Annotated in this window: 9 protein-coding genes; 6 read left to right on the top strand and 3 right to left on the bottom strand. The window is 41.8% G+C overall.

Annotated features, from left to right (window positions below):
* Window positions 1-511: 511 nt before the first annotated feature.
* The 4 genes from hflX to gshB all read left to right on the top strand — a co-directional run bounded on the left by hflX (window position 512) and on the right by gshB (window position 5,009).
* Window positions 512-2,257: a GTPase HflX gene (hflX, locus tag ACFE90_RS16825; protein WP_375502429.1), complete on the top strand. Its 1,746-nt coding sequence runs from the start codon at window positions 512-514 to the stop codon at window positions 2,255-2,257.
* A 247-nt stretch (window positions 2,258-2,504) separates the two neighbouring features.
* Window positions 2,505-3,230 carry a PEP-CTERM sorting domain-containing protein gene (locus ACFE90_RS16820; protein ID WP_375502427.1) on the top strand — a complete coding sequence of 242 codons (726 nt, stop codon included), beginning with the start codon at window positions 2,505-2,507 and terminating at the stop codon, window positions 3,228-3,230.
* 295 nt (window positions 3,231-3,525) lie between these two features.
* The gene (gene grxC / locus ACFE90_RS16815; RefSeq protein WP_100900687.1) at window positions 3,526-3,798 is read left to right on the top strand and encodes a glutaredoxin 3; all 273 of its coding nucleotides are present in this window, start codon (window positions 3,526-3,528) and stop codon (window positions 3,796-3,798) included.
* Window positions 3,799-4,034: 236 nt separating this feature from the next.
* Window positions 4,035-5,009 carry a glutathione synthase gene (gene gshB, locus ACFE90_RS16810; protein ID WP_375502424.1) on the top strand — a complete coding sequence of 325 codons (975 nt, stop codon included), beginning with the start codon at window positions 4,035-4,037 and terminating at the stop codon, window positions 5,007-5,009.
* A gap of 299 nt (window positions 5,010-5,308) precedes the next feature.
* Here gshB and ftsZ read toward each other — a convergent pair whose 3' ends face one another.
* The 3 genes from ftsZ to ACFE90_RS16795 form a co-directional block, all read right to left on the bottom strand.
* Window positions 5,309-6,625: a cell division protein FtsZ gene (gene ftsZ / locus ACFE90_RS16805; RefSeq protein WP_375502422.1), complete on the bottom strand. Its 1,317-nt coding sequence runs from the start codon at window positions 6,623-6,625 to the stop codon at window positions 5,309-5,311.
* 60 nt (window positions 6,626-6,685) lie between these two features.
* Window positions 6,686-6,970 carry a hypothetical protein gene (locus tag ACFE90_RS16800; RefSeq protein WP_375502420.1) on the bottom strand — a complete coding sequence of 95 codons (285 nt, stop codon included), beginning with the start codon at window positions 6,968-6,970 and terminating at the stop codon, window positions 6,686-6,688.
* Window positions 6,971-7,542: 572 nt separating this feature from the next.
* Window positions 7,543-8,397, bottom strand: coding sequence for a cell division protein FtsQ/DivIB (locus ACFE90_RS16795; RefSeq protein ID WP_375502418.1), 855 nt, complete (start codon window positions 8,395-8,397; stop codon window positions 7,543-7,545).
* A 700-nt stretch (window positions 8,398-9,097) separates the two neighbouring features.
* Here ACFE90_RS16795 and ACFE90_RS16790 point away from each other — a divergent pair.
* Entirely contained in the window at window positions 9,098-10,429 is a 1,332-nt protein-coding gene (locus ACFE90_RS16790) for a P-loop NTPase fold protein (protein WP_375502416.1), read from the top strand.
* A gap of 109 nt (window positions 10,430-10,538) precedes the next feature.
* Window positions 10,539-14,815: hypothetical protein (locus ACFE90_RS16785; protein WP_375502414.1), on the top strand; the 4,277-nt coding region annotated here is incomplete at its 3' end.

Here is a 14,815-nt window from a genome sequence, read left to right as displayed (position 1 = left end):
GTCGTAGTGAAGTCCAGAAATTGGATAATTTATTTTTTGCAGTTGCCTTACCAAGAAGAACCAACTGCAACAACTGATGAGGGTTCAGTGTTAATTTGTATTTTTCAACCTGTAACTGCAAAATTGGTGTTGGATATTTAACAAAGTTTGCGGGTTTAATCCCCTGCCTCTACAGCCAGTATGTTTTGCGGTGGGGTTCAAATCACCATTGTAAAACTTAATTACGAATTACGAATTATTTAATAAATTCCTCTGATAACTGATAACCCATGTTGTCCCCTTCATTTCATAGCAGTTCTTGATGGGGTCAATTTCTCCTGCCTCTTCGTTGACCAACAGTAGCCTTGTAGGGAAGGGATTGAGGGTTAGAGAACCGTCATAGCCTCAAGTCAATATCCTCCGCCAACTAATTCACAATGCATCCCTCAAAAGAGAGAGATAGGAGCCTAAACCCTGTTATAAAATAGACATATAAGGATTCGGGGGACCATTTAACTGGTCATAAACGCCTATAGAAACTATTTTTGGAAATCTCCAAGGTTTAAAGTCCAGCCAGCTGAAACAACTACAGCGGCTGTATCACCAGCGTATACCGGGCGATCGCATCACCACGTCCGAGTTTTCCCAGCGTCTGGCAGCAATTAGTACAGAAGTCAATCAGCCTGTGTGCGCCTACATCAACCGTCGCGGACAAGTGATTCGCGTCGGGGTAGGTACACCGCGTCAAACACAAATACCACCTCTAGAATTGCCTCGTTACGGTGCAGAACGACTCAGTGGTATTCGTTGCATCGCCACCCATCTCAAGACAGAACCGCCAAATGAGGCGGCACTCACGGCTATGGCACTACAACGCTTAGATGCCCTAGTAGTCCTAAACATTACCGGAACAGGATTTACACGACGGGGAGGCGGTGCGACTGGGTATGTCAAAGAAGCTTATCTAGCTCATCTGATACCCCAAGAGTCTCGCACGCTGATTACTAGTCCTGCTGCTTTCAAAGTAGAAGAGAGCCAAATTCAATCCCCAAGCTGGAATATATCGCCACCTCTGGGCTTGGATGATCTCGCAGAACAGGATTTAGTAGACTTGGTAGAAAATCTGGAAGCGGAATTCCAGCGTGAATTTGTCGCCCAGGAAGTAGATTCTGACCACGATCGCGTGCTAATTGTAGGGCTGATGACCAGTGAGATAACCCCCCCACAATTCCAAGACACCCTAGTGGAATTGGCGCATTTAGTTGATACAGCTGGGGGAAATGTATTACAGACAATACAACAAAAGCGATCACGCATTCATCCCCAGACAGTAGTTGGCGAAGGTAAAGTGCAAGAGATTGCCCTAACTGCCCAAACACTAGGAGTTAATCTCGTCGTCTTTAACCGTGACCTCTCACCTTCCCAAGTCCGCAACTTAGAAATGCAAATTGGTATCCGTGTGGTTGATCGTACCGAAGTAATTTTGGATATCTTTGCTCAACGCGCTCAGTCCCGTGCTGGTAAATTGCAAGTAGAATTAGCACAATTAGAATACATGCAACCGCGACTCGCTGGTAGAGGTCGCACCATGTCCCGATTGGGTGGTGGTATTGGAACTCGTGGTCCTGGTGAAACAAAACTGGAAACTGAACGCCGTGCTATTGGGCAGCGCATTTCTCGACTACAAAAAGAAGTAGACCAATTGCAAGCGCATCGTTCACGGTTACGACAGCGACGACAGCATGAAGAAGTTCCCTCAGTGGCTTTGGTTGGATATACTAACGCTGGCAAGTCTACTTTACTGAATGCTCTAACTAACGCAGAAGTTTATACAGCCGACCAGCTATTTGCCACTCTTGATCCTACCACGCGCCGTCTGGTAATTCCTCATGGCGAAGCTGATAAACCTCAAGAAATTCTGATTACAGATACAGTGGGGTTCATACACGAACTGCCTGCATCGTTAATGGATGCCTTCCGCGCCACCTTAGAGGAAGTCACAGAAGCCGATGCTCTACTACATTTGGTGGATTTGTCTCACCCCGCTTGGTTGCGTCATATTCGCTCAGTTAGAGAAATCTTGGCGCAAATGCCAATAACTCCTGGCCCAGCGCTGGTTATTTTTAACAAGATTGATCAAGCCAATAGTGAGACACTAGCTTTAGCTAGAGAAGAATTCCCCCTAGCGGTGTTTATTTCTGCGAGTCAGCGCTTGGGATTAGAAACCTTACGTCAGCGTCTTGCCAAGCTAATTGAATACGCCGTTGACTCTCGGTAAATACTGTTAATTTTGATAAGTTCTTATTTTAACCTAGCCCAGTATTAATACTGGGCTTTTTCTTATATAAAGCCAAAAATAAAGTCTTTTTGAACTAAGGCTGGTATTATAGACAACTTCTAATTGAATCTCTAAAGTAGTAAAAGGCTGTCACTGGATGCATCTGATTTTACATGGATAGCAAACAGCAAAATTCCCATGATTAGCAACTGAATCTTACCATTTTGTTTTGCAAACATTGATTAACATGAAACATCCATTTTCCACGGCAGCAATACCTTCCTTCTTAGCTGCTACTGCTGTTGTGATATCATCTTCTGTTTTTGCCCCTGCTAATGCCGCTTCAATGAGTTTCACTATCAATGACTTCACCGGTGCAGATACTCAGGTGAAGTTTACTTTGGATGACGCAATAGCAGGATCTGGCAAAGTTCAGTTTAAAGTAGATTATTTATCCACTGGCAAGAACACAATTGCTGACATCCGTGGTGTTTTCTTCAACATTTTCGACGATACGCTTCTGAGTGGTCTGCAAGTAGTAGGTACAGATGTAACAAGCAAACAATTTGGACCTGCTGGAAAAGTTGACTCTGTTGGTAGCAGTAGTAACAATCTAAACGGTGGTGGCGGCTCCTTTGATGCTGGAGTAGAAATTGGTCAAGAAGGTATAGGTAAAGGAAAAGGCGACATTCAATCTACCATCTTTACCCTATCCCATAGTTCCAAAGCTTTAACGTTAGCTCAGTTTTCTCAGCAAGACTTTGGAGTGCGCCTAATGAGCGTCGGTTCTGCAACCAAACGTGAAGACAGTAGCAAACTCAAAGGACAAGCACCTTACTACACACCCCCACCACCACCACCTAAACAAGTGCCTGAGCCTACTACAGTAGTTGCCCTTGGCATATTTGCTGTGGGTGCGCTGAAAGTAGCCAAGAAAAAACCTTTAGTATCAGCTTCAATAACAGTCGCCTAGAAGTTTTACTGGGAGACACCAGATGCATCTCCTCATGGGATCAGGTCTGTCTCCTTCAATATTATAAAATTTACTTATTAACCACACATTAAAACATTATATTACTAATTTATTGGACACTCCCACGGCTTATAGCCGTGGGATTTTTAAATCATGGGTTCTAGTGAACTCACCCTCATCAAGCATCGTAAACCCAGTTAGCGACTTTTAAAGATCAGGTCAAAACGGGATAGAGCAGCTACAGTAAGTGGCAAAGTTCTAAAATTAAGAAGCATGAAATCAATTTGAGGACATTATGGCTGCAAAAGTAGAAATTTACACTTGGAGAACTTGCCCGTTTTGCATTCGTGCCAAAAGTTTGCTGAAGAACAAGGGCGTTGAATTTATTGAATACAGCATTGATGGAGATGAGGCAGCCAGAAATAAAATGGCTCAAAGAGCAAATGGACGCCGTTCTTTACCGCAAATTTTTATCAATGATGATCACATAGGTGGTTGTGATGATATCCACGCTTTAGACAGTCAAGGCAAGCTAGATGAACTACTAACTTCTAGCAAGAGCGTGTAGTTTCAGAAAATATTGTTAGAAGCTAGCGACAAGCCGCTACACACGGCAGTCGCTACAACTCTGGAGAACTACGCGCTTCCTTGGTTACAGACTTTTATCTCACAAAAGCCATATCTGTCCACAAGACTTTACCTACTAGGTTCCACTCAGCAGTACATATATACGTCAATTGGTGAGAGCATCAAGAGATAATAATTGAATAACCATTTAATTTCTTGGTGATTGAGGTATAAAGGGTGAAACTGGCTTTTATCATTGATTCCATCCATCTGCTTGACCCGTGTCATGATACCAGTGTTGCCCTAATTGAAGCAGCGCAAATCCTGGGACACGAAGTTTGGGTGACTCAGGCAAATCTGCTGAGTGTGGTGGAGAGCAAAGCTTGGGCTGTCCTACAGCGAGTCGAACTTGTACCAGTGCAGTTGCTGGAGGGACGCTGGGTAGCGGTGACTCCTTGGTATAAGTTGAGCGATTCCTGCTTAACTTCTTTAGAGACAATGGACGCTGTATTTATGCGGACAGATCCACCTGTCAATGATTCCTACCTCTATGCCACCTACATTCTGGATTACATTGACCAAAATAAAACCCTGGTGATTAACAATCCTAGCGGCATCCGAGGGGCAAATGAAAAAATGTACGCCCTACAGTTTACCAAAGCGATTCCAGAAACGATTGTCAGTGCTGATAAACAGTTTATCCGGCAATTTGTCGAAGCCAAGGGGGCGGCAGTTCTTAAACCATTGGGTAACAAAGCTGGAGAAGGAATTTTATTTTTGCAATCAGGCGATCGCAATTTTAACTCTATTGTCGAACTCAGTACCCTCCAAGGTCGAGTGCCTGTAATGGTGCAAACCTATTTACCAGAGGCAAAAGAAGGAGATAAGCGAATTATCCTACTCAATGGCGAACCAATTGGTGCGCTCAATCGCCTCTCTAGCGGAACTGACTTTCGCAATAATATGGCTACTGGTGGCACAGTAGCTCAAACCGAAATTACCCCAAGAGAGTATGAAATTTGTACCCAAGTAGCCGAACGGTTACGCCAAGACGGCTTAATTTTTGTAGGTATTGATGTTATTGGTGGCTACTTAACTGAAGTTAACGTCACTAGTCCTACTGGAATTCGTGAGATTGATCGCCTAGATGGTACTCACCTTGGTCATCAGGTTATTCAATGGCTTGAACAGACAATAAAAAGCAAAAAATAAATGTAAATTATTTTTTGCTTCAAGTTTTGAAGGTTTGTAGTAAACACGCTTTGTGCTTACTACATCAGTTTATTTGTTCCAAAAGCATAGCTGGACATGTGAGCCAGCAGACTCCTGCCCAAGTTCATTTTATTTCTATAAAGTAGCATTAACGAGTTTTTACCCATTAGCAAAATTGGGGATGGCAACAGATTGCTTACCCCTGCTCTTAGTAAAACCCTGGAACTAGCAGATTTTATACAGCACTCAGCCTAACCTGAGACTGCTAATTTAATCTAAAACCTCAAATCCAAAATCTTTTAATTCCGTGGTGTACGTCGGTTTCTCAGAAAATCAGGTATATCTAATCCAGGTTTTTCTTTTGGTTCTGGAATTGGAGTTGGAGTTGGAGTTGAACTTGGAGTTGAGGTTGGGGGATTAACAGCTGGTTGCTGTGTTGTTGGTCGCTTCGAGGTATTAGGTGCTACTCGAACGTTAGCCACGCTTTGTTGTACCGCAGCTTGCACTTCACCTGTAAACCCGGTGGCAATTACAGTAATTCTTACCTCACCTTGGAGTCTGTCATCAATTACAGCCCCAAAAATAATATTGGCGTTGGGATCAACTACTTCATAAATTGCTTCTGCGGCTGCATTCACTTCATGCAAAGTGAGGTCAGTACCACCAGTAATATTAAAGACTACCCCTCTGGCACCTTCAATAGAACATTCTAGTAATGGTGAAGAAATAGCTGCGATCGCAGCTTCTCTAGCTCTAGATTTTCCAGAGCTAACGCCAATTCCCATCAATGCCGATCCCGCATCTGCCATCACAGCTCGGACATCGGCAAAGTCAACGTTTACCAAACCGGGGATCGTGATGATGTCAGAAATACCTTGCACCCCTTGACGCAGTACATCATCTGCATAACGAAAAGCTTCTTGCACAGGTGTTTGTTCGGGGATCACTTCCAGCAATTTGTTATTGGGGATAATGATCAGTGTATCTACTCTACTTTTTAGTCCTTCAATACCTTGTTCCGCTTGGCTGGTACGGCGGCGTCCCTCAAAGACAAATGGACGTGTTACCACACCAACAGTAAGAGCGCCCATTTCCTTTGCTACTTCTGCCACGATTGGGGCTGCACCTGTGCCAGTACCACCCCCCATACCAGCAGTGATAAATACTAAGTCTGCACCTTCTAAAGCTGTAGCAATTTCGTCTCGTGATTCCTCTGCTGCCTTTTGACCAATGGCAGGATTACCACCTGCTCCTAAACCCCGCGTTAGCTTCTGTCCAATTTGTAATCTACTGGGAGCGCCAGCTAAGGTAAGAGCTTGGGCATCAGTGTTAATTGACCAAAACTCTACCCCAGAGACATCAGATTCGATCATGCGGTTAACGGCATTCCCACCGCCACCACCGACACCAATCACTTTGATGTTGGCAACCCGACCAGGAACAATCTCGCCAATTCGGCTATTTTCCGTAGAAATCTTCTTATTATCGTGATTTTGTCCGAAGTTCAACCCAGAGTTATTAAAGGGATTGGTCGAGTTAACTGCCAGAGAGAACCCCGGCTGTCCCGTAGATTGGGAATTTTTATAGTTAAGTCCTTGGTTATTATCAAGTGTCATTGGATTTGTCAAAGGGTAGATAAACGACTTTTTCAGGTGTTATTCACCTAAGAGTCAACTTTAGTTTGACAGTGCCACAATACTAGGGCACTGTTCTTTATTGTTTTCACTACTGCCAAGCCTAACAGAATTGGCAGTGCGAAAATTTGCTATGGGATGAGCCTTCAAGACAACCGATCGCACAGCCAATTCTAGAGAAGTATACCTACATTTATCTAAAAGTGATCTGTATAACTTCAACCAGACATTAATCGCTTCATTATTCTCAACAGAGGGCAGAACTTGTAAAGACACACCACAGCGCATCTGATCTACCTCAATAATATTGTTAATAGATTTCACCATTGGAGATAGCTGCAACTTTAGACACAAAATTTACCTTATACTTACTTATCCCTAAGGTTGAAGTAAGCAATAATTTACTTTGTCAGACTATACCTGATTAATTTGTTGTTTGGGGGGTCTTAATGGACACTTTGCTTGAGCAATAGTCTATCTTACAAGAACCCTCACTACTGTGGTCAACAAATCAAGATTTTTCCATAGGTTTTGTAACCAAATAGGAATTACGGCACAGAATAGTCTAAACTGATTGCCCAGAAACAATGCTTACGCAACTTTGGGCGGCATTTTCCTTTACAGATTGAAACTTCGGTAAACTGTCTTTGGAATAGAAGGCGTTTTGCACGCCATAGCCCATCATTAGATTGTCGAACATCTCACACCCTACTATTAGATGTTAGGGGTCATAATTGAAAGTGTTTTACTCGTAATAGAGATTTTAGGATTTATCTTCTCATTTTAATTAGAAGTTAATGCCGATTTTCGTACGGTTTGCTCGAAAACTGAAAATAATAAATATATTTATCAGCATAAAGCTTCTTAATTTACTAGGAGCTATCAATACATTAAACACGCTAGATGTTTTTAGGAGTTTTGGAAGTTAATTTTTGTTCTTTTTGGTTCATCTGTACTAATGGAAATTCGGGATTTTTCAGATCAATATACTCTATTTGACCGGAATTGAGTTTTGCTGCTAAATGACGCATTTGGGCGAGTACTTTAATTTGTTCAGACAGTTGGGGGCCTGGAACGCCGAGATGCACATTTCCTAGTTCTGTTTTCAAAATTAAATTCGTTGGATTTTGGCAATCAATTTCCATCACTTTTACGGGACTTTGGCTGACAGCTTGATGAAGTTGAGTCCAGTAGAGACAGTATTGTTTGGGCAATCCAATTACTCTGAGATTGGGTAATTTCTTAGTTGGATTCAATGATGTGTATTTTTCTAAAGGCATCCAGGCCCCGCTTGCATCTAGTAAGCCGATTGTGACTTTTTTGTTGCCAGCGCCTTGATTTTGCCCACTTGGTGTTTGAGTCACGGCTACAGGGACTCTTTCTTGGATTTCGATGTTTAATCCAGGAGGAAACAAGCGGCGTCTAACGATCGCTTGGGCAATAGTTGGTTGCTTCTTCAAAGAGTTAGCGATCGCTGCCGGTTCAATCCGCCACAAAGATTGGGGGTAAGATAGCACCAACAGTGATTGAGTTGTCTCATCTGACAGGGACTGATTGCCTGATTTGATCGCTATTTGTTTAGGACTTTTTAGCATCCACACTGGTTGGACTGCCACCCACAGTAATCCAACCGCCAAACCGGCAATGGCAAAAGTTCGCCAAATAGCTTGAATAATTCTCATCTGCCTCTGCCGACGTAATTTCTTACGGCGCTGGGCTAGATCGGTGCGGGAAACTGATATTATGCCAGCCATTCAAACCCCTTTCTACTTACAATCCAAATTCCTTGACGCCCTTGTATCATTATTAATCTCAATAAACACTGCCAGCATCTATTAGCCGCTCTCCTCAAGACTTTTTTTATTTTTAGTAACACTTTACAGTAACTACATAACGAACGTGGCGCTAATCATCCTTCCGATTAAAGTTTCCGGTGTCCATTCTTAACTTACTGTTGTCTTTTCGACAAGGGATCGTCAAACATCTTGTCTCTAAAGATTACAAAAGGTTAATTTAGATATTTATAATCTTGTAGCCTTGACAAATAAAACATGAAATGATATGTAAATATTTTGAAGTCTCTGTGTAGATTGCTATAATTCATACCAGTCTTTATCATTAGCAATCAAAACTGGGAACTATAAGATGTAGTAGCTTTTTTACTAATTAACTCAGCCATAAAGGATTGTGCTAGGTCAAACAAAAGCTACAGATTATCAAAAACTCAATAGCAGGTGTAAAAAGGACAGATATGCTTAAGGTTACTAGGGTCAACTAAATCTCTACCATACTACTGACAGCGATCTGTAACAAGTGCTGTCTTTTGCAAGATACTACCAACTTGCGAAGTAATTGTGTGCCTACATCTAGGCTAGAGATTTTTGGTATAAAAAATACAAGTTAACTGCATCTACACACACATCTACACACACATCAACATACACCTCTAGATACATGAAAACGACATTAAATTTGTCACGTTTTTATAAAGCATGTAATCCAAGCTATACGCTTAATATAAGTAACATGCTAGATCGCCAGTATTACATAGATTTTGCTGATGTTCGTGGTTGCAAGATTGTTGAAGAATTGCAGCGGACTATCATTCGGATTTCTCCTGATGAGCCAACCTGCCAGTTATTTACGGGTCACATTGGCTGCGGGAAGTCAACGGAATTGCAGCGCCTCAAGACAGAACTAGAATTAGCGGGATTTCATGTAGTTTACTTTGAGTCCAGTCAAGACTTAGATATGGCAGATATTGATATCAGCGATATTTTGCTGAGTGTAGCCCGTCAAGTCAGTGCCAGTTTAGAAGGCATTAACATCAAACTCAAACCTGGTTACTTTACCAATTTATTTAAAGAAGTAGGCGATTTTTTGCAAAGCCCCATAGAGCTTTCTGGACAAGCAGAGTTATCGTTGGGTATTGCCAAAATTACCGCTAAAACCAAAGATAGCACCCAGACGCGGAATCAACTAAGGCAATATCTAGAACCACGTACCAATAGTATTTTGCAAGCAATTAACGAAGAAATTCTAGAAAAAGCTGTTGAACAGCTAAAGCTACGGGGTCAAAAAGGATTAGTAGTAATTGTAGATAATTTGGATCGAGTGGATATGCGTCCCTTAGCATCGGGGCGATCGCAACCAGAATATCTCTTTATCGACCGAGGCGAACAGCTACGCCGACTCAAATGCCATCTAGTTTATACAATTCCCCTAACGTTAATTTTCTCCAATGAGTATGAGACACTGAAAAATCGTTTGGGGGGAGGGATTGCACCAAAAGTACTACCGATGGTATTGGTACGCCAAAGAGATGGCAGTGACTATGAACCAGGGATGTCACTAGTCCGCCAATTAGTTCTAGCAAGAGCTTTTCCAGAAGTTCCTTTGAATGAAAGGCTTTTATTAATTACAGAATTATTTGATCACTCCCAAACTTTGGATCGTATATGTCGCGTTAGTGGTGGTCATATTCGTAATTTATTAGGTTTACTTTATAGCTGCTTACAACGAGAAGATCCACCTTTTTCTAGAGACTGCTTAGAAGCCGTGATTAAGGACTACCGCGATGATTTGCTATTAGCTATTGATGAATCCCAGTGGGAATTATTGTTTGAAGTAGTGCAGCAGCAGAGAGTTAAAGGTGAGTCTGATTATCAAAGCTTATTAAGAAGCATGTATCTGTTTGAATATCGTGATCCTCTGGGGCGATGGTTTGGTATCAGTCCAGCCCTAGCAGAAACAGAAAAAGTTTTAGCTTGGCAACAAAAAAAGTAACAGTGCTGCGTGAGTCATTAGTCGTTAGTCCTTTGTCATTTGCCATTGGACTAATAACTAATGCCTAATTTCCCATTCCCCATTCCCCATTCCCCATGCTCAATAACCCATGACTACTGATAAGCAGCTACACATCTACACAAAAGAAAATCAGCATACTTTGCAAAGACTGATTAGAGCGATCGCACTTTCCAAAGGTCAATTTGCCCTTATTTTAGTTCGGTGTAACTATGGGCAATTACGTGAGCAAATGTTAGAAAGTATTCGCTCCATCAGCAAAGACATCTATATCAGAGAAATCGTTCTGAATCCATCAACTACTTCCTTACACAACACAATAGTCTCAGAACTATCTTTAGATAATCCTGCTGTCCTTACAGATTCTTTGCCATCAGGCGTGATGGTTTTTGGTATTGAGTCAACTATAGACATACAAAACTTACTTACAGGCATCAACCAAGCGCGAGATATCTATGCCGCGACTTTTCCATTTCCAGTGGTGTTGTGGCTACAAGATGATGTGGCATCATTACTTTCAAGATTAGCACCTGATTTTAAAAGCTGGGCTGCAACCACGATTAAATTTGAAATGGCAAAAGCAGATTTAATTGCTTTGATTCACCAAGAGGCAGAATCTTTATTTGCCAAAGTTTTAGAAGCAGGTGCCGAAATATTTTTATCTAACGCCTCCCTAGATTTAGATCCTAAGTCTCAACACCGCCACGAAATAGAATCAGCCCGTAATGATTTGCTGCGTCTGTACGGCGTTAAATTAACAGCAGGATTAGAAGCTAGTTTAGAATTTGTTATAGGACGAGATAAATACGCCAACGATCAAATTAATGGTGCTTTAGCCAATTATCAAAAAAGCCTAGCATTGTGGCAGCAAGAAACCAGGAGAGTAGCAGAGTGGGAAAGTAATTCTTCTTTACCCCTGTCATCTTTACTCAAGCAAGCAATAGTAATATTCCATCTGGGGTTGTGTTATCACCGAATGGCAGACTTACATCAAAATAGTAATAGTAGCTATTGCGAACATGCTCTGTTGTGGTTTAAACAATGCCTAGAAATATTGCAGGAGGTACAAAGAGAAGACTTAGTTGCTAAATTTATTTTACCTGCTTGTGAAATGCTGCAACGTTTACAAGCCTGGGATGATTTAAAAGAATTAGCTCAAAAGTCATTACATCTACATAAAACCTATGGAAGCCCTGCACAAGTTGCTCAAGATTATGGCTTTTTGGCAAATGTGGCAGCTTCTGAGTCGAATTGGATACTGGCTCATGAATTAGCGAATACAGCACTTTCTATCTCTGAAGAAGTAACACAAGCTTCTCTGCAAGATGCTTTGCGAAGACGACGACAAGAAAGTTGGTATCTTCTCTTGCTAGCACGTACACAGAGGCATCTCGGTGAGCCAGAGGAGGCTATCAATAATCTCGAATGGGCGAGGGTAGTTTGTGAGCTACAACATCAGCCATCTCTTTATTTAGAGATTTTAGAAGAACTGCGATCGCTTTACTTTTTTGAGCGTCATGACTATACAGAAGCCTTTAAACTCAAGCAAGAAAAAATACAAATAGAACATCAGTATGGCTTTCGTGCCTTCATTGGGGCAAGCCAATTGCAGCCGCAACACTCTAGAATTAACCCAGCATTGGAATCTCAAAAAATACCGTTTATTTCTGAGGGAGTTGCCCAAGAAATATCTGCTTCTGGACGACAGCAAGATGTCAATCGTTTAATTGAAAGAATTACTCGTGCAGACTACAAGCTCACAGTAATTTATGGCCCATCCGGTGTAGGTAAAAGTTCAACTCTCAAAGCTGGTTTAGTCCCAGCGCTCAAAGGTAAAGTTATTGGTGAACGCATTCCTATACCTATTGTTCTGTCTGTTTACACTGATTGGCTCACAGTCTTGATTAGCTGTCTAAATCAAGTGCTGGCATCTACAGGAATATCGGTTAATCTTAACTCTACACCCACTATACTCCTAGAAAAAATTCGGTTAGCAACCGAGCGTAATTATACAATAATTATCATCTTAGACCAGTTTGAAGAATTTTTCTTTATTAGTAATCTTCCTACTGAAAGAATAGAATTTTACCAATTTTTTAGTGAATGTTTAAATATTTCATTTGTTAAAATTATTCTGTCTTTAAGAGAAGATTATTTACATTATTTATTAGAATTTGAACGGTTGAGCCAAAAAAATAGTATTAATTTATATGATTTAGGCGTAATTAATAAAAATATTCTCGATAAGGATATTCGCTACTATCTAGGAAAATTCTCTAGCCAGGATGCTAAAGCCATAATTCATAGTCTTACTCAGCGTTCACATTCTGAACTGAGTGATGAATTAATTAACCGATTAGTCCAGGATTTAACAGGAGAACTAGACGAAGTACATCCAATTGAATTACAAATAGTTGGCGCTCAACTACAAATAGAAAACATCACTACACTCGGACAATATAAACTTTGCGGCGGCTCGGCAAAATTGGTAGAACGCTGGCTTGAGGAAGTTATTAAAGATTGTGGTCAGGAGAATGAAGAATTAACTTGGAAACTATTATTTGAGTTAACTGATGAAAAGGGCACGCGACCGTTAAAAACTAAAGCTGATTTAGCGGCTGCATTAGTTAATAATCATGATATAGATACAATATCAAGCTTTGACACAGTTGGGGAATTGATTTTAGAAATATTGGTGGGTTCAGGTTTGGTGTTGCGAGTTAGAGAAGAGTTAGGCGATCGCTATCAGCTAGTTCACGATTATTTAGTGGAACCAATTCGCCAAAAGAACAATTATGGTATGCTCGCGGAATTAGAAAAAATCAAACTTGAAAAAACTAAAGCTGAAGTTGCCCAACAGCTTAGTCAAAAGCAACTCAATTTGGTATTACAACGGCGACTGCGAGAAGCACGGATAGCAGGCGCAGTGCTGGCAATCATGGGGGGAACAATAGCAGCATTATGGTGGCAAGCCGACTTGCAAAAAAGAGCAGCAATCCACCAAACTCTACGAGCTCAACGCAGTGAAAGCAACTTGAACATTAGTGCGATCGCTGCTGCTAGTGAAGCTTTATTTGCCTCTAATAAAGAATTTGATGCCCTATTAGAAAGTTTGCGGGCTTGGAGAGAACTTAAACAGGCTGATGGAGTGCAACCAGATACCCGAATGCGGGTGGTGACAGCTCTGCAACAGGCAGTTTATGGGGTAACAGAGGCTAACCGCTTGGAAGGGCACGCTGATATTGTCTGGGGAGTAGCTTTCAGCCCAGATGGTCAGTTGCTAGCATCAGGTAGCCAAGATCGGACGGTGAAAATTTGGCGTCCTGACGGTATCTTACTTCAAACCCTCAAAGGTCACACTGATGCTGTTACTTGTGTAACTTTTAGCCCCGATGGTCAAACTTTAGCCTCCGCCAGCCTCGACAAAACAGTACAAATCTGGCGCAAAAACCGAGTTACAGGTAAATTTGACCGCAAGCCATATAAAACTCTCAAAGGACACGGTGATTCTGTTGACAGCGTTAGTTTCAGTCCTGATGGCGAGTTGTTAGCTACTGCCAGTCAGGATACAACCGTAAAAATCTGGCGCAAAGACGGCAGTTTAGTAAAAATACTGAAAGGACATCAAGGGTGGGTTAACTGGGTAAACTTCAGTCCCGATGGTCAATTCATTGCCTCGGCCAGCGACGACAAAACTGTAAAAATCTGGCGTCGGGACGGTAGCCTTGTTACAACTTTGCAGGGACATCAGCAGAATGTGATGATGGCTGTTTTCAGCCCAGATGGTAAATTGTTGGCGTCAACAGGTCGAGATAAAACAGTAAAGCTTTGGCGGCGGGAAATTAACAGCACTAAAGACGGTTTTGACTTTCGTCTTTACAAAACTTTACGGCAGCATACCAAGAGAGTGTGGAGTTTGAGCTTTAGTTCCGATAGTCAAAAGTTAGCTTCCGCAGGTGAAGACAATACCATAAACCTCTGGAGTATCACTGGTACTTTACTCAAAACCTTCAAAGGACATAGCGATGCTGTTGTCAGCATCGCTTTCAGTCCAAATAACAAATTTCTAGCTTCAGGGAGTTTTGACAAAAGCGTGAAACTATGGAGTTTAGATGCCCCAACACCGTCTATTCTTCAAGGGCATCAGAAGCGAGTTTTGAGCGTTGCTTGGAGTCCCGACGGTCAGATGCTAGCTTCTGGTAGTAGCGATCGCACTGTCAAACTTTGGCAACGATACATCAGTAGAGGTGAGGTCAAAACCCGACTTTACAAAACTTTAGTGGGGCATACTAATCAAGTTCCTAGTGTCAGTTTTGACCCTAAAGGTGAAATGCTGGCTTCAGGAAGTTATGACAAAACTGTGAAACT

Origin of the sequence: uncultured Nostoc sp. (assembly GCF_964245445.1) — a bacterium.
Classification (GTDB): domain Bacteria; phylum Cyanobacteriota; class Cyanobacteriia; order Cyanobacteriales; family Nostocaceae; genus Nostoc.
This window is presented reverse-complemented; position numbering and strand designations above follow the sequence as displayed.

Coding starts and splice junctions, on each gene's coding strand:
- ACFE90_RS16820 (WP_375502427.1), top strand. CDS start 2,505: ATGAAACATCCATTTTCCACGGCAGCAATACCTTCCTTCTTAGCTGCT.
- grxC (WP_100900687.1), top strand. CDS start 3,526: ATGGCTGCAAAAGTAGAAATTTACACTTGGAGAACTTGCCCGTTTTGC.
- ftsZ (WP_375502422.1), bottom strand. CDS start 6,625: ATGACACTTGATAATAACCAAGGACTTAACTATAAAAATTCCCAATCT.
- ACFE90_RS16800 (WP_375502420.1), bottom strand. CDS start 6,970: ATGGTGAAATCTATTAACAATATTATTGAGGTAGATCAGATGCGCTGT.
- ACFE90_RS16795 (WP_375502418.1), bottom strand. CDS start 8,397: ATGGCTGGCATAATATCAGTTTCCCGCACCGATCTAGCCCAGCGCCGT.
- ACFE90_RS16790 (WP_375502416.1), top strand. CDS start 9,098: ATGAAAACGACATTAAATTTGTCACGTTTTTATAAAGCATGTAATCCA.